This is a genomic window from Paenibacillus sp. NPDC058071 (genome assembly GCF_042885235.1).
GTDB lineage: Bacteria > Bacillota > Bacilli > Paenibacillales > Paenibacillaceae > Pristimantibacillus.
On the sequence record NZ_JBHVSK010000004.1, the window covers coordinates 388,823 to 402,779 of the forward strand.

Annotated in this window: 16 protein-coding genes; 14 read left to right on the forward strand and 2 right to left on the reverse strand. The window is 51.3% G+C overall.

The window, feature by feature from the left end:
• The first annotated feature begins 91 nt into the window (after positions 1–91).
• From ACFVTB_RS09405 to ACFVTB_RS09445, 9 genes are all read left to right on the forward strand, one after another.
• Entirely contained in the window at positions 92–253 is a 162-nt protein-coding gene (locus ACFVTB_RS09405) for a hypothetical protein (RefSeq protein ID WP_387747752.1), read from the forward strand.
• Positions 253–864, forward strand: a complete 612-nt coding sequence (locus ACFVTB_RS09410; RefSeq protein WP_387747754.1) for a Yip1 family protein — start codon at positions 253–255, stop codon at positions 862–864. The genes ACFVTB_RS09405 and ACFVTB_RS09410 overlap by 1 nt, the downstream gene beginning before the upstream one ends.
• Positions 865–996: 132 nt before the next feature.
• A complete protein-coding gene (gene hisC, locus ACFVTB_RS09415) occupies positions 997–2,061 on the forward strand; it encodes a histidinol-phosphate transaminase (protein ID WP_387747756.1) in 1,065 nt (354 codons plus the stop codon).
• Positions 2,061–2,480, forward strand: a complete 420-nt coding sequence (locus ACFVTB_RS09420; protein ID WP_387747758.1) for a hypothetical protein — start codon at positions 2,061–2,063, stop codon at positions 2,478–2,480. The genes hisC and ACFVTB_RS09420 overlap by 1 nt, the downstream gene beginning before the upstream one ends.
• 128 nt (positions 2,481–2,608) lie before the next feature.
• A complete protein-coding gene (locus tag ACFVTB_RS09425) occupies positions 2,609–4,285 on the forward strand; it encodes a ribonuclease J (protein ID WP_387747760.1) in 1,677 nt (558 codons plus the stop codon).
• A gap of 205 nt (positions 4,286–4,490) precedes the next feature.
• The gene (locus tag ACFVTB_RS09430) at positions 4,491–5,057 is read left to right on the forward strand and encodes a DUF6609 family protein (RefSeq protein ID WP_387747762.1); all 567 of its coding nucleotides are present in this window, start codon (positions 4,491–4,493) and stop codon (positions 5,055–5,057) included.
• 144 nt (positions 5,058–5,201) lie between these two features.
• Positions 5,202–5,804: a TetR/AcrR family transcriptional regulator gene (locus tag ACFVTB_RS09435; protein ID WP_387747764.1), complete on the forward strand. Its 603-nt coding sequence runs from the start codon at positions 5,202–5,204 to the stop codon at positions 5,802–5,804.
• 41 nt (positions 5,805–5,845) lie between these two features.
• A complete protein-coding gene (locus ACFVTB_RS09440) occupies positions 5,846–6,241 on the forward strand; it encodes a DMT family transporter (RefSeq protein WP_387747766.1) in 396 nt (131 codons plus the stop codon).
• 1 nt (position 6,242) lies between these two features.
• Positions 6,243–6,566: a DMT family transporter gene (locus ACFVTB_RS09445; RefSeq protein ID WP_387747768.1), complete on the forward strand. Its 324-nt coding sequence runs from the start codon at positions 6,243–6,245 to the stop codon at positions 6,564–6,566.
• Positions 6,567–6,737: 171 nt separating this feature from the next.
• Here the strand turns inward: ACFVTB_RS09445 and ACFVTB_RS09450 are convergent, their stop codons facing one another.
• Positions 6,738–6,950 carry a hypothetical protein gene (locus ACFVTB_RS09450; protein ID WP_387747770.1) on the reverse strand — a complete coding sequence of 71 codons (213 nt, stop codon included), beginning with the start codon at positions 6,948–6,950 and terminating at the stop codon, positions 6,738–6,740.
• A 316-nt stretch (positions 6,951–7,266) separates the two neighbouring features.
• On the opposite strand from ACFVTB_RS09450, the gene ACFVTB_RS09455 reads away from it, so the two are divergent.
• From ACFVTB_RS09455 to ACFVTB_RS09465, 3 genes are all read left to right on the forward strand, one after another.
• Entirely contained in the window at positions 7,267–7,686 is a 420-nt protein-coding gene (locus ACFVTB_RS09455) for an RrF2 family transcriptional regulator (RefSeq protein ID WP_387747772.1), read from the forward strand.
• A 66-nt stretch (positions 7,687–7,752) separates the two neighbouring features.
• Positions 7,753–8,064 (forward strand): thioredoxin, encoded by a 312-nt coding sequence (trxA, locus tag ACFVTB_RS09460; RefSeq protein ID WP_387747774.1) that lies wholly within the window; start codon positions 7,753–7,755, stop codon positions 8,062–8,064.
• A gap of 234 nt (positions 8,065–8,298) precedes the next feature.
• Complete coding sequence (locus ACFVTB_RS09465) at positions 8,299–10,644, forward strand: S-layer homology domain-containing protein (protein WP_387747776.1); 2,346 nt, start codon at positions 8,299–8,301, stop codon at positions 10,642–10,644.
• Between the two features lie 71 nt (positions 10,645–10,715).
• On the opposite strand, the gene ACFVTB_RS09470 is transcribed toward ACFVTB_RS09465, so the two are convergent.
• Positions 10,716–10,859, reverse strand: coding sequence for a hypothetical protein (locus ACFVTB_RS09470; RefSeq protein ID WP_387747778.1), 144 nt, complete (start codon positions 10,857–10,859; stop codon positions 10,716–10,718).
• A gap of 88 nt (positions 10,860–10,947) precedes the next feature.
• On the opposite strand from ACFVTB_RS09470, the gene ACFVTB_RS09475 reads away from it, so the two are divergent.
• Positions 10,948–11,355 carry a hypothetical protein gene (locus ACFVTB_RS09475; RefSeq protein ID WP_387747780.1) on the forward strand — a complete coding sequence of 136 codons (408 nt, stop codon included), beginning with the start codon at positions 10,948–10,950 and terminating at the stop codon, positions 11,353–11,355.
• A gap of 116 nt (positions 11,356–11,471) precedes the next feature.
• On the forward strand, positions 11,472–13,733 hold the full coding sequence (locus ACFVTB_RS09480) for a methyltransferase domain-containing protein (protein ID WP_387747937.1): 2,262 nt from the start codon (positions 11,472–11,474) through the stop codon (positions 13,731–13,733).
• Positions 13,734–13,957 lie beyond the last annotated feature (224 nt).

The following is a 13,957-nucleotide window of genomic DNA, read 5'->3' on the forward strand; positions in this document are numbered from 1 at the left end:
CGCTTTTTATTGTCGAAATGCAAGACAGATTAAAGACTAAAATGGTAAAATACTCCTAAATGACAACTGTTGATTGGAGAGATGAAGTTTAATGGAAGTATTTGCACTTATCTGGCCGTTTATTTTGATGTTATTCATTTATTTACCGTTCCTAGCTTTCTATATTTATTTGATGGTATTGATCGTCAAGCTGGCGAGAAGAGGCATCCGCGCACTCGACATTTATTTGGATGAGAAGGAACGGAGAGTTTAATGGCAGGTTTTGTTGATCCTTGGTTGACCGTCTGGGTTCGTCCGAGGCAAACGATTCGATCTTTGCTGGATAAGCCCGGTTCAACTGCCGGCATGTTGGCTGTTACCGTCGGGGCGGGCATTCTCAATGCGCTGGAGAGAATGGGTGAAAAAGGGATGCCTTTTTCCATCTTTCAAGCGATTGTTGGCGGCACCTTCACCGGACTGTTGATGTTTTTCTTGTTCGGCGCGTTAATAAAATGGACGGGACAGTGGCTTGGCGGGAAAGGAAGCCACCGCGATGTAAGGCTGGCTATCGCATGGGGATCGTATGCTCCCGCTATTTTAACCGGTGGAATATGGCTGGTAAAACTGATGCTCTTCGGAAAAGACGGGCTGGCGGAAGATCCCTTGCTGCCGGATGACAGCACAGTTACGTATCTTTTATTTATTCTTCTAGAGATTTTGAAGATCGTAGCAATGTTTTGGATTGTTGTCCTAGGACTGAAGGCGATTGGGGAGGCGCATCGTTTTTCTGCTTGGAAGGCGCTCGGAACCATAGCGATTATTTGTGCAGGGATACTGATTCTACTGCTGCTTTCTACCGTTATTATAACTGTGTTTGCAGTCTAATCGGCGAATCATCTCCATTCGGGCGAAAGTTGAAATTTTTCAGATGGTTTTACAAAGCCAAATGAATTATTCTTGAATAAAGGCAATCGATTATGGCCTGTTTAAGCTGTATTCCAGAAAGGAAGATTCGCAATGAGTAAATTTTGGAGTCCGCTTGCCGCAAAGCTTGTGCCGTATGTGCCGGGCGAGCAGCCGAAGGACAAAAAATACATAAAGCTGAACACGAACGAAAATCCATATCCGCCATCGCCGAAAGTGCTGGAGGCGATTCAAGCTGCCGTCAACGAGGATCTGCGTCTGTATCCCGATCCGACCTGTCAGCAACTGATCGACACTTTGGCTGATTACCACAAGCTTTCTTCGAAAGAAGTGTTTGTCGGCAATGGCTCGGATGAAGTGCTGGCCTTCGCTTTTGCCGCTTTTTTCGATCCGGCGAAGCCCGTTCTGTTCGCTGATATTACGTACAGCTTTTACAAGGTTTACGCGGAATTTTACGGGCTGCAGGCGGATTTGGTGCCGCTGGACGAGCAGTTCCGCATACCGTTGGACGAATTTATGAATCGGGAGAACGGCGGGATCGTCATACCGAATCCGAACGCTCCTACAGCTATGCTCATTCCGGTCGACGATTTGCGGCCGGTGCTTGCGCATAACCAAAATCAAGTAGTTATTATCGACGAAGCGTACATCGATTTCGGCGGCGAATCGGCGGCGGCGCTGGTCCGGGAATATCCGAACCTGCTGGTCGTACAGACGTTGTCCAAATCGCGTTCGCTGGCAGGCCTGCGCGTCGGCTGGGCGCTCGGCAGCGAGGAGTTGATCGACGGGCTGAATCGGGTGAAAAATTCGTTCAACTCGTATACGATCGATCGTTTGGCGCTCGCTGGAGCGATTGCGGCTATGGAGGATGAGTCGTATTTTCTGGAAACGGCCGCTAAAGTATCCGCGACCCGCGAGGCGACGTCCGCCGCGCTGCGCGAGCTTGGTTTTATCGTGACTGATTCGAAGGCAAACTTCCTGTTCGTGTCACATCCGAATGTAGAGGCCGAAACGCTGTTCCTGAAGCTGCGGGAGCAGGGCGTCCTTGTCCGGTATTTCAAACAACTTCGCATCGACCGCTTTTTGCGGGTATCGATCGGTACTGACGATGAAATGGACGCTTTTCTGCATGCGGTAAAAGCGATAGTGCAGCCTTAATGTCCGCAAACCGTCGTTTCGAATTTCACGCGGCGCTTTGGGCGGTTGCAATTAGCGTTATTTACGCGATATTCGGGAATACTTTTTTCTACCTGGCTTCACGTTACACAATGGTGCTTGATCAAAGCTACACCGTGTTTATTTTGTTTGCGGCGATGATAGCGGCGTCCGTTATTTGGCGGTTTCGCAGCCGGTATTGGTACTTTCCGCTGTTTATTCCGATACTGTGGATACCTTTTACCGTCATTTTCGCTTTTTTGATGTCCGCTGTGTTCCCGTTGCCAGAGGACAACCTCGGCGGCGGATTAATGGTTCTTTTTATCCATGGTCTTAATCTGGGGGCCGTCCTGATTGGCGTTGCGCTTGGTATGGCAGTCAATGCGGCTGCAGTCGCCTGGAAAAAGTTTGGCAGGGAATAAAAGGCGAAACAGCCTATTTCCTTTTTGAGGTTTCTTCATGCTATAATGGAGGCAAGTGACTGGTTCGGATTTTTTTTGGTTTGAAAGTATATAATCGTCGTCAGTCTTAATGAATAGGAGGATCATTTTTGAGTAAACAAAAAGAAAATAAGCTGTCGATTTTCGCCTTGGGCGGCGTAGGCGAGATCGGTAAGAATATGTACGCGGTACAATACGCGAACGATATTATTGTCATTGATTGCGGTTCCAAGTTTCCGGATGAAGAGCTTCTAGGTATCGATATTATCGTGCCGGACATCTCTTACCTCATCGAGAACAAGGACAAGGTCAGAGCGTTGCTAATTACCCACGGCCACGAGGATCATATCGGAGGATTGCCTTATATCCTGAAGCAGCTGAACATGCCGGTCTACGCAAGCAGACTGACGATGGGGCTGATTGAAGGGAAGCTGAAGGAAGCTGGATTGCTCGGATCGACGGACCGCACGCTTATTCACGCGGATTCGGTTTTGAAGCTGGGATCGATGACAGCGTCGTTCTTCAAGACGAATCACAGTATCCCGGATTCCCTCGGTATCGTGCTGGATACGCCGGAAGGCGTAGTCGTTCAGACGGGCGACTTCAAGTTCGATCAGACGCCGGTAGGCGACTATCATGCGGATATTCACCGGATGGCGGAAATCGGAAGAAAAGGCGTACTGGCGCTCCTCTCGGAGAGCACGAACGCTGAGCGTCCGGGCTTTACGCCTTCGGAGCGCACTGTCGGCGCAAATTTCATCGATGCTTTCCGCAAGGCGGAACGTCGGGTTATCGTATCGACATTCGCGTCGAACGTACATCGTTTGCAGCAGGTTATTGATGCAGGCGCCGCTACTGGACGCAAATTGGCCGTTATCGGGCGAAGCATGGTCAACATGATTACGATCGCTTCCGAGCTCGGCTATTTGGAAATTCCAGACGGCATGCTGATCGAGCCCAATGAAGTGAACCGTTATGCCGACAATCAAGTCGTCATTTTGTGCACAGGCAGCCAAGGCGAGCCGATGTCGGCGCTGACGCGCATGGCCCGCTCGAATCACCGCCAGGTGGAGATTCTTGAAGGCGATACCGTCATTATTTCCGCTACGCCAATTCCAGGCAATGAGCGCAGTATTGGACGTACGGTGGACGAACTGTTCCGCTTGGGGGCGAACGTTATTTACGGCTCCGGTTCACAGACCGGCATGCACGTATCGGGTCACGCCAGCCAAGAGGAATTGAAGCTGATGATTCAGCTGATGTCCCCGAAATATTTCATTCCGATTCACGGCGAGTACCGGATGCAGCTTCACCATAAGAAGCTGGCGGTTGCGATGGGTGTCGAGAGCGAAAATATTTTCATTGTCGACAACGGCGAAATTGTGGAAATTGTGAACGGGGATGCGCGCAAGGTCGGCAAAGTTCCTGCAGGCAATACGTACATCGACGGTTTGGGCATCGGAGACGTGGGCAACATCGTGCTTCGCGACCGCAAGCATTTGTCGCAGGACGGCATTCTTGTTGTCGTCGTCACGATCAGCAAGCAGGATAAGACGATCAAATCGGGACCTGATATTATCTCCCGTGGATTCGTCTATGTACGTGAATCCGAAGGGTTGCTTGAAGAAGCAGGCCGAATTGTAACAAGAACAATTACGAAATCAATCAGCGACAACGTCAACCAATGGACGACGCTGAAATCTAATGTGAAAGACTCGCTCGGACGATTCTTATACGAGCAAACGAAAAGAAAGCCGATGATTCTTCCGATCATCATGGAAGTGTAATCGGCACCTAACCAGTCCACTTTTAACTATGATTAGCGAGCCGATATAAAACGAAAAGCCTTATGCCAGCAAAGCGGAGCAACCGCTGCAGGCATAAGGCTTTTTTTGCGTTTGATTCCAGAATGACGATCCTTCTTACTGTCATTTTTGGTATAATGTTCAAGGAGTTGAAAAAGTAAATTCATACTTGTTGAGGAGGCTTACGATGATTCCGTTTCTGCAATCGAAATTGTCGTACAATAAAACGGAGAAGCGGGTTTACTTAAGCAAAAGGCTTTGCGGCGTATGGCTGATCTGGGTCGGTCTTGTATTGATTTTAAGCCTGGTGTTTGCGGGCGGTGATCAGCCGATCAACCAGCTTATTTTCTACATCGGCTACGGCGCCGGAATCGGGCTGCTCTTCGGCAATAAAACGATTAAGGGTAAACTGTCGTTTGGCCCCCCTTCGGTTTTTCAGAATAAAATGACGGTCTTCGCCTTTATTCTCATGTTTCTGCTTATGTCATGTCTAGGTGGCCCTTATTATGGACAAATGAACTATGAAATGATTTGGATGGGCGTTTTAATGGCAGTTGCGATTCATTTTATCCCTTTTGCTTATGTGCATGGCAGATCCATGCTGTATCTTTCCGGCATATTAATTGTGCTAATCTCGTGGGGATATTTAGACAGCAGTGTTGCTTTCTCAACGATTGGATATGCGGATGCCGGGATTAAAATGCTGTTCGGAATTTATTTGCTTTATACAAAAAATCCGTTGGCGCATAAGTAGGAATCCAAAAAATGAACATAGGCAGACCCTTGACAATGACGGGATCTGCCTATAAAATAACTTGAAACTAACGTTCGTTAGGAAGGGGAACATTATTTCTGCGAACGAAGCACCAGCAGGATAGAACGAAAGGAGCTGTACAGCATGACTCCACCATCGGCCGCCTCAACAGCGGAACGCATTCAAGAGGCCGCTCTCCGCATGTTCGGAGAATCCGGCTATGAGGGAACGAGCTTGTCGGAAATCGCCAAGGAAGTCGGTATAAAGACACCTTCGATTTACGCCCATTTTTCATCGAAAGAACAGCTGTTTATCCAATTATGCGATGCAAGCATGGATGAGGAGCGACAATCGTTTCTGGCGCTTCTGAATGGTTCCCGTCAGGAATCCGGGCTTGCCCGTCTTTATAAAGCATTTGATTTTTTCACTGCTTTTAATCATTTGACAGCTGGCGTCGCTTTCTTGAAACGAGCCATGCTAGTCCCGCCGAGACATTTGCGCGACCGGCTGAGAATCGCTTTTTTCGAATATGAAACGGAACTGAGCGGCGAGCTGGCTAAATTGATCGTGCAGGGCAGGGATGAAGGAGAAATAACGGAGCAGAATACCGATACGATGCTCGCCCAATTTTATAACGCGATTGACGGATTGCTGGTAGAAAACCAGCTTTATGATGTGGAGTTGTTCGAGGAACGGAGACAAATCGTTCGCAAGTCATTGGCGGCGCAGTGGACGAGGCCGCTCTAACTCAATTGGCCGTTAGTCAGAATAAGAGAGGTTGATCACAAATGGCATGGGTTTATTTGATTATAGCAGGGTTGCTGGAAGTGGCCTGGACATTCGGATTGAAGCATTCGCAAGGCTTTACGGTGTTGTGGCCGAGTATTATAACCATCATCTTAATTGTTGCCAGCTTTGTTGTGCTGGCGAAGGTGATGCAGGTGATCGAGGTAGGTACGGCTTACGCGATTTTTACGGGCATGGGCACGGCCGGCACTGTCATTCTCGGCATTGCGATGGGCGAGTCAGCCGATCCGCTTAAATTGCTGTTCATCGGCATTTTGATTATTGGAATCATCGGGCTAAAGCTCGTTTCTGGCGAAAAGAGCGACGATTCGGGCGGACGAAGCGGCGGCGGAAGCAAAGCGGCCGTAGCTGCGGGAACCGGAAAGGAGCGGAACTAAAATGGCATGGGTATTTCTGATTTTATCGGGGATAGCGGAAGTCGGTGGCGTTACTTCGATGAAGCTGTCGGACGGATTTAAGAAATGGCGGGGAACGCTGGGGGCAATTATCTTTGGCTTTATCAGCTTTTATCTGCTCTCCAGAGCGCTTCTCGATATTCCGCTCAGCGTTGGATACGGAATTTGGACGGGGATTGGTTCGGTCGGCAGCGTACTGCTCGGCATGTATTATTTCGGGGATTCCCGCAATTGGAAGAAGCTATTGTTTGTCGGAATGATTATTATCGGCGTTATCGGTTTGAAGATGACCGGAGAGAGCCATTAAACAAAAGTAACGGCACCGCTGCAGCGGTGCCGTTTCAGGTTTGGCGGATATGCGGATTGCCAGGAGGGCCGCTTTCTGCGAATCGAGCCGTCTACAAGCGACCGCAGCCGGAAGATGCTGCGCAAGCGAAGCGAATGCGCAGTTGGGCAGAAGGCCGTTTCCCGTGAGCGATTAATGCTCGGCGTCAAATGCGGCGAGCAGCTCTCGAGCCAGGCTTTCGTCTTTTTGCAATACATGAATGCGTTTCAATGAATTTCCTTCAAGTGTAATTTTCGATTTGATGCCATTTGCCTTGAAATGCGCTTCAATTCTGTCAATCAGATCAGCCCGAGAACCTCCTTCGGTTCGGATGGCGATCCACCGCTTCCACCACAGCAGCGCCATCTTCACACACCTCCCCGATCAGCAAAAATTTTGCGTTACGTTTCCAATGTATTCACAGTCGGAACCGGAACATGACAATGATTGTTTGTCCGAGCCAACTATTTATCAAATTCAGACTTATTTTTGTATTTGTTCCAGCGAACGGAGTAATGGTAAAATGAAGTCGAATGCAGGTTAGGAAGAAAGCACCGCCGTCCGGCGAGAATAGGCGGCTCGTTCGGTTCGCATCATAAAGAGTGAAATCGGGCAGCCCGACGCTTGACAGTTTCAACTGTAATTGATATTATTACAGTACAAAGCAGGGAGGCCGTTCACATTGAACAGCGAATTTACGATTGCCGTACACAGTCTTGTTTATTTAGCTTACTTGCCGGAAAAGATGGCGAGCAGCGAGACGATCGCCGACAATGTCGGAACGCACTCTGCTCGTGTCCGTAAGGTAATGAGCGGATTGCGCAAAAGCGGCTATGTCGATACGAGGGAAGGCGCGGGAGGCGGCTACAAGCTGACCATGAATCCGAATATAGTGACTTTAGGCGATATATACAAGGTGATGGCGCAAGGCTCGCTTATACCGAGCTGGTGTTCGGGAGACCCGGGCATGGATTGTGTCGTCGGCTCGAATATGAACCAGGTCATGTTCGGCATCTTTTGCAAAGCGGAAAAGCAGCTTGAAACGCATTTCAACGAGATCACGATTCAAGACGTTTTGAACCAGATTCGCGCATGCGGATAGTTGGTTTGCGTGATTGGTGTGACGGGTAATTCCCTTATCATATATTTTATTGGGAGGATGATTACAATGGCAGTAGCATTGACTAAAGAGAACTTTACTTCCAGCATCCAAAACGGCGTTTCGCTCGTTGACTTCTGGGCTCCATGGTGCGGACCTTGCAAAATGCAGCTTCCAATCGTTGAAGAGCTGGCAACAGAACTGGAAGGCCAAGCAGTAATCGGAAAAATCAATGTCGATGAGCAACCAGAATTGGCTTCGCAATTCGGCGTAATGAGCATTCCAACGCTGATCGTATTTAAAGACGGACAGCCGGTTGACAAAATGGTTGGCCTGCAAAGCAAAGACGCTTTGAAAGCGAAAATTTCTGGACAGCTGTAAGAACGGGAATTTGTTTAAAGAGCCGGACAGGGGCATGCCCCTGTCCGGCTCTTTGCTTTGTCAGGTAACTTAGTTAGCGAAAGGAGCGGCTGAAGGGCTGGACGAGCGGACTGTTGACCGCCGTCCAGCCTTCTTTCGGTTTCCTGCACATGCCGCAACTTCCCCGCCTCGCTCAGCGTCTATACAATTAGTTAAAGATACCAAATTAAGAACGAGACGGAGGATGAGGTTCGGATGAAACGAAATAAGAGCGGACAACGTCTGGCTGCGTTTACCGCGGCAATCATGCTGACCGGTGCCGTGCCTGCAGTTGCGTCGGCTCAAACGCCGCCAACTGCAGAAACGTCGGTCGATTCGGGGGGATTGGCAACGAATAAGGAAGAAGCATCTGCTCCTGGAGATGTAGCGGTATCGAAAGAGAAGGCGGCTTCTCTAGCTCGCAAGCTAGCCGCCATTCCGGATGACTATACGCTGCAAAGCGCGTCTTACTCTGCTGATACGCTGGCTGGAGGGAAACGCGGCGCATGGAGTCTCGATTTCGTCAAGAAGGTGAACGGCAAGCATAAGGGCAGCATTTACGTTCGGGTGAACTCCGATAGCGGACAGCTGCTTGAGTTCAGTACCTATCTCGACAATCCTAACGTGAAACCGTCTTATCCGTTGAAGGTGGAAAGGGACGCTGCACTTAAAATAGCGGCTTCGTATATTGCGGAAGCTGCTCCTGCTTATAAAGATCAAGTGCAATACAATCCGAGCTACGGCGTACGGCTGCTGCCGCCGCTTACGGGAGAGGTTCGCCATTCGATCCGCTACGATCGCATCGTGAACGGCATTCCTTATGTCGACAACTATGTGGAGTTGGAAATCGACAGCGAGGGTCATGTCATGCGATATTCGTTCGTATGGGACGATACGATTCAATTTCCAAAGCTGGAAACGAGACTGACCGATCAGCAGGCGATGGCCAGATTGAAAGAACTGGCCAAGCCCGAGCTGACCTACCTGATTCCTTACGGTGGAAAGGGGAAGAAGACGCCTCGGCTTGGATACCGGTTGAGCCCCGTAGCCATCAATGCTGCCGACGGCAAGCTGCTTGAAGAAACCTCTTCAGGGGAAGCGACTGCCTCTGCTCCGCTGGCTGACAAACCGCTAGGCGAGGCTCCAAAATCGGGCAATTACGGAGAGAAAGAAGCGATAGCCGCTGTGACCTCCGCATTCAAGCTGCCGGCGGGAGCGACGCTTCAAGGTACGAGCTACAATGAATATAACGATGACAATACCGGAAGCAGCACAGCCTATTGGAATGTCAATTGGGTTGTGAAAGAGAACGGCAATGATACCGGGAACGTATACGCATCGGTAAACAGCAAGACAGGCGTAATTAGCGGCTATAACTCGTATGTGTATCGGAACAACGGCTCTGACAAGCCGACCGTCAAGCTGGATGAGGCCAAAGCGAAAGCGATTGAGACGGTGAAAAAGCAGCTGCCTTGGATAGCAGACGAATTATATCTCATCGAGCCAAACGCTAAAAATTACGATTTCGACAAAGGCAACTTCGATACGTATTATTTCCGTTTTGTACACAAAATCCACCAGGCCATCGTCCCTTACGATGGGATCAGCGTTGCGATCGACGCGAGAACGGGCGACGTTAACAGCTATGAAGGAAGCTTGGCGGACTTTACTTATCCAACCGAAGCTCCTAAGCTCATTACGGAGCAGCAGGCGGTAGAGAAATGGATGGGTTATTATCACCTGCAGCTGACTTACAATTTGTCCTCGCAATATGTATGGAACGGAGAGCCGTTGTCGCCGGAGAAGTACAAAGTATTGCTTGCAGCCGGTGAGATTAAGCCTGGTGAAGCCGGTTACGGAACGGAAGCGAAGCTTGTATACCGGCTCGTGCCGCGGCCGGTTGACGAAGAAGTATTCGTCGATGCGCAAAGCGGTGAATGGAGATCCAGAGAAACAGGTGAGGTAACGCAGCTGGAAAGGCCGCAGGCTGCCGACATAAAAGGGCACTGGGCTCAGCGTCAGCTGGAGCTGATGGTCGCCTACAAGGCGCTGGATGTGAAAGATGGCAAAGTGCGCCCAGAGCAAATCGTTACACGGGGCGAATTGATCAAAATGCTGGTGCTGACAATTAATAGCGGGCGTCCGCCAGTCCTATTCGGGGCTGAGACGGCGTCGAAGGCCGCCTTTAATGACGTCGCTGCCGACTCCGCTTACTATGCTTATGTGGAAACGGCGCTGCAGCAAAACCTGATCGATGTGGGTGATGGAACGTTTAATCCGGAGGGCAAAGTGGACCGCGAGGATATGGCCGAGCTGATCGTCCGGGCGCTTGGTTACAACACGCTTGCCAATCACGAAGAGCTATTCAACATTACGTTCAAAGATGCAGCCAAAACAGAGAAAAAGGGTCAAGCGGCAATTGCCGTAGGACTGAACATTATGTCGTTGTCGGGAGGCAACTTCCAACCCGATAAGCAGGTAACAAGAGCGGAGGCGTCCGCCGCCTTCTTCCGGTTCCTGCAGACGCGAGCCGACTTGCAGGAAGCGCCGCTGCGCAACTAGCTGGATCAACGGTAAACGCCGCCGGATCGCGGGATTTACACCCGACGGGCCGGCGGCGTTTGTGCTGCGCATCAGTCCGTTTTTTTCTTTTTAGTGGAGAAGTTGGTGGTCGATTTGGCGTCTTCGACGTTGTCGTTTACGAAGGCCATATCCTGATTTTTTGCGTTCATAGCGGTTGTCCCTTTATAATTGCCTTTGTGAGTCTTATTTTCCATCGTTTATGCACCTCCTTGCTTCGGAAGTTAGTATTTCCCGCTCGGAGGAAGGCATGCGTAGTTTAGCTCTAACAGGGAGTGTAGCAATGTGAGCAGATCATGGCCCAAATATGCGGTGTTCGTTTTGTTTTTAATATTCGGCTTGTTTGTCGTCCATTTAAGCAACATAGCCTTGCTTCGCGACGGCGATCCGGCTGTGACGGCAAAATACTTATTCGTGCAGTACGGCGTGCTGTTTGCGCTGGGCGCAAGTTTGCATTTGCTGACGGCTTCGGAACTGAGGTTCCGTTTGGCGGCAACATGGCCGACTTTGGTTCTGGCGATTGTGTTGATCGGAGGCAGCTATATCACGGCGGTTTATAATGCCCAGCTGCATACGGAGGCAGTCGGTTATTTTGAGTTTTTGTCCCGTATTGCTCTTGATGACCATAATCACCTGATTATCAATGTACTGGCCGGTTACTTGTTCGGTTTGAGCTTTATTGGTCGAAAATAGACGCGGCTAAGCGTCCGTCCGCAGATTCGTCTATACGGTTTCGGTCCCCTCTACATATGCTGAGTGCAGAAACGATGCGAGCGAGTGTGTGGAAGGGGGACTTCTTAATCGTGACGATGACGGCGGAGCAGAACGGCTTGACGAGCATTATTATCGTGACGCGCAACCAGCTTGCGTTAACGAAGCAATGCGTGGAGAGCATACGCAGAAATACGGCGGCGGCCGATTACGAGCTGATTGTGATCGACAACGGTTCCGATGACGGAACGGACGAGTGGGCAAGCGCGCAGCCGATAGCGAAGCTGGTGCTGAACGGGCATAATGCCGGCTTTCCAAAAGCGTGCAACCAAGGTCTGCGGTTATCCGCAGGCCGTTTTGTCATGCTGTTGAACAACGATACGATCGTAACGCCGGGTTGGCTGGACGGGCTGAAACAAGCGCTCCTGAGCGATCCGTCGGTAGGGGCTGTCGGTCCGGTGACGAATTCAGCCTCCTATTGGACCGAGGTGCCGGCATCGTATGGAACGGTCGAGGAGCTCGACCAATTCGCGGTTAGCCGCAAGGAGGCGGATTCCGGCGATCTGGCGGCTGGCCGGGAGGAGCGGATCAAGCTGGTCGGTTTTTGCCTGCTGCTGCGCAGGGAGGCCTATGAAGCGGCAGGGCCGCTCGACGAACGGTTCGGCATCGGCAACTACGAAGACGACGATTATTCCCTGCGGCTTCGGCTGCTGGGCTACAAGCTGCTGTTATGCCGAAATGTATTCATCCACCATTATGGGAGCGCCAGCTTTAAGGCGGAGAAGGAACGATTTGCTGATTTAATCGAGAACAATAAGAAGCTGTTTGCGGAAAAATGGGGTTTTGACTCCGAAGCGCTGGCGATTCGCGAGGATCGAATCATCCTGCTGGATGAGATGGGGCTGCTGCGGGCAGAAACAAGGAAGGAACCGCTGCGGCTGCTCGAAATCGGCTGCGGCTGCGGCGCGACGCTGCTCCGGCTGAAGTCAAGCGTGCCTTCAGCGGTGCTGTACGGCGCAGAGCGCAACGAAGGAGCGGCGCGTGTGGCGGCTGCAGCCGGTTTTCGCCTCGTCGCCGAGATCGAGGAGAGCGGTTTGCACACGGATAAGGGGGTCGAGCCTGCCGGGCTGGACGGCATTATTATCGGAGAGGCTGCGAAGCCGCTCGATGCGGAGGGGCTGAAGGCGCTCGCAGGTTTGCTTAAACCGGGCGGGTGGATCGTTGCTTCCTATCCGAACCGTCATTACTATAAGCTATTGCTGCGCTATTTGCGGCTGGCCGCAGGGGAGATTAGTCCGCCGCCGGATGAAGCGGAGGGCGCGAGCCAGCTGTACTCCGTGGAGCAGGCGGTGCAATTGGCGGAAGAGGCAGGCTTAGAGACCTTGCATTGCAAGCTGCTCATAGACAGCTCAGAGGCTTCAGGAAGCGGAATGGCGGCTCATGCCTCGAAGGCGGCCGATCTGGAGGCGCTGGAGCGGCTGGCGAGCGTTGGCCGGCACATAGAAGGGCGAACGGCGGCGGAACGTTTTCTGCTGTTGGTCAGGCTTCCTGGGGATACTGCGGCGATTGGTGAGCCGTCTGGTGGTGAAGCGGGCGAGGCTGCAATGATTGAACAGAACGACGTTGTCTTTAGCGGAGAAAGGCTCGTCATTAATCGCGACGTTAAAGCTAACTTCACTGACGTATACGAGGAGCATTTATGCCGCTACGAGCTGGCGAGCCAGTATGTTCATGGGCTGCGCGTGCTCGATGCCGCATGCGGAGCCGGATACGGCACGGCGATGCTGAAGCAGGCCGGGGCTGTAGAAGCTGTTGGCGTCGATATTGATCCGGTGTCGGTTGGGCTGGCGAGCCGCGATTACGGAGGAGCTGGCATTTCATTCGAGCAGAGCGACGTGCTGCGTCTGCCGTACGAAGACGGCAGCTTCGATGCGGTCGTCTCCTTCGAAACGATCGAGCATGTCGCTAATGGCGTAGATTGGATCAGCGAATCGGCTCGCGTACTGCGCGAGGGCGGCCTGTTCATCGTCTCGACGCCCAATCGGACGGTGACGAATCCGCCGCTTTACTTCGAGGAGCAACCGCAAAATGAATTCCATCGCTTTGAGTACCGAACGAGCGAACTGCTCGGCGAGCTGCTCGTTCATTATGATATCGAAGCCGTCTACGGCCAGAATCCGGTGGACGACTCCCGGTTCGCCTCGCTCAACTGGCTGAGGCAGTCCTGCGGGCTCCCGCCAGGCCGATCGGCCGATCGCATCATGGCAAGCTCCTCCCATGAGCCGGTGCCGCTGTCTCAATTCAAAAGCAGCGAGCCGATGTACGTGATTGCGATGTGCAGGAAGAAGCGGAGTGTATAAAGTGGCGAAGGGATAGTATCTAAATTTTTTCAGGAGTGGGCGAGTCTTTCGCCTCTACCATGTAAAACCACAACCGCATGAGGTTGTGGTTTTTACTTTCAATAATGAGACTCAAATATTGTTGCGTTTTCAGATACAACAAAATGGCGAAAAGAGACGAAGTATGTAAGTAAAGAGACTTTAATGAATCTTAACATTCGAGCGTTAAAGTATAGAGGAGTGTT

What these genes read in the sequence shown, in the direction of transcription:
- ACFVTB_RS09405 (WP_387747752.1), top strand. Translation starts at nt 92, where the DNA reads ATGGAAGTATTTGCACTTATCTGGCCGTTTATTTTGATGTTATTCATT.
- ACFVTB_RS09410 (WP_387747754.1), top strand. Translation starts at nt 253, where the DNA reads ATGGCAGGTTTTGTTGATCCTTGGTTGACCGTCTGGGTTCGTCCGAGG.
- hisC (WP_387747756.1), top strand. Translation starts at nt 997, where the DNA reads ATGAGTAAATTTTGGAGTCCGCTTGCCGCAAAGCTTGTGCCGTATGTG.
- ACFVTB_RS09420 (WP_387747758.1), top strand. Translation starts at nt 2,061, where the DNA reads ATGTCCGCAAACCGTCGTTTCGAATTTCACGCGGCGCTTTGGGCGGTT.
- ACFVTB_RS09430 (WP_387747762.1), top strand. Translation starts at nt 4,491, where the DNA reads ATGATTCCGTTTCTGCAATCGAAATTGTCGTACAATAAAACGGAGAAG.
- ACFVTB_RS09435 (WP_387747764.1), top strand. Translation starts at nt 5,202, where the DNA reads ATGACTCCACCATCGGCCGCCTCAACAGCGGAACGCATTCAAGAGGCC.
- ACFVTB_RS09440 (WP_387747766.1), top strand. Translation starts at nt 5,846, where the DNA reads ATGGCATGGGTTTATTTGATTATAGCAGGGTTGCTGGAAGTGGCCTGG.
- ACFVTB_RS09445 (WP_387747768.1), top strand. Translation starts at nt 6,243, where the DNA reads ATGGCATGGGTATTTCTGATTTTATCGGGGATAGCGGAAGTCGGTGGC.
- ACFVTB_RS09450 (WP_387747770.1), bottom strand. Translation starts at nt 6,950, where the DNA reads ATGGCGCTGCTGTGGTGGAAGCGGTGGATCGCCATCCGAACCGAAGGA.
- trxA (WP_387747774.1), top strand. Translation starts at nt 7,753, where the DNA reads ATGGCAGTAGCATTGACTAAAGAGAACTTTACTTCCAGCATCCAAAAC.
- ACFVTB_RS09465 (WP_387747776.1), top strand. Translation starts at nt 8,299, where the DNA reads ATGAAACGAAATAAGAGCGGACAACGTCTGGCTGCGTTTACCGCGGCA.
- ACFVTB_RS09470 (WP_387747778.1), bottom strand. Translation starts at nt 10,859, where the DNA reads ATGGAAAATAAGACTCACAAAGGCAATTATAAAGGGACAACCGCTATG.
- ACFVTB_RS09480 (WP_387747937.1), top strand. Translation starts at nt 11,472, where the DNA reads ATGACGGCGGAGCAGAACGGCTTGACGAGCATTATTATCGTGACGCGC.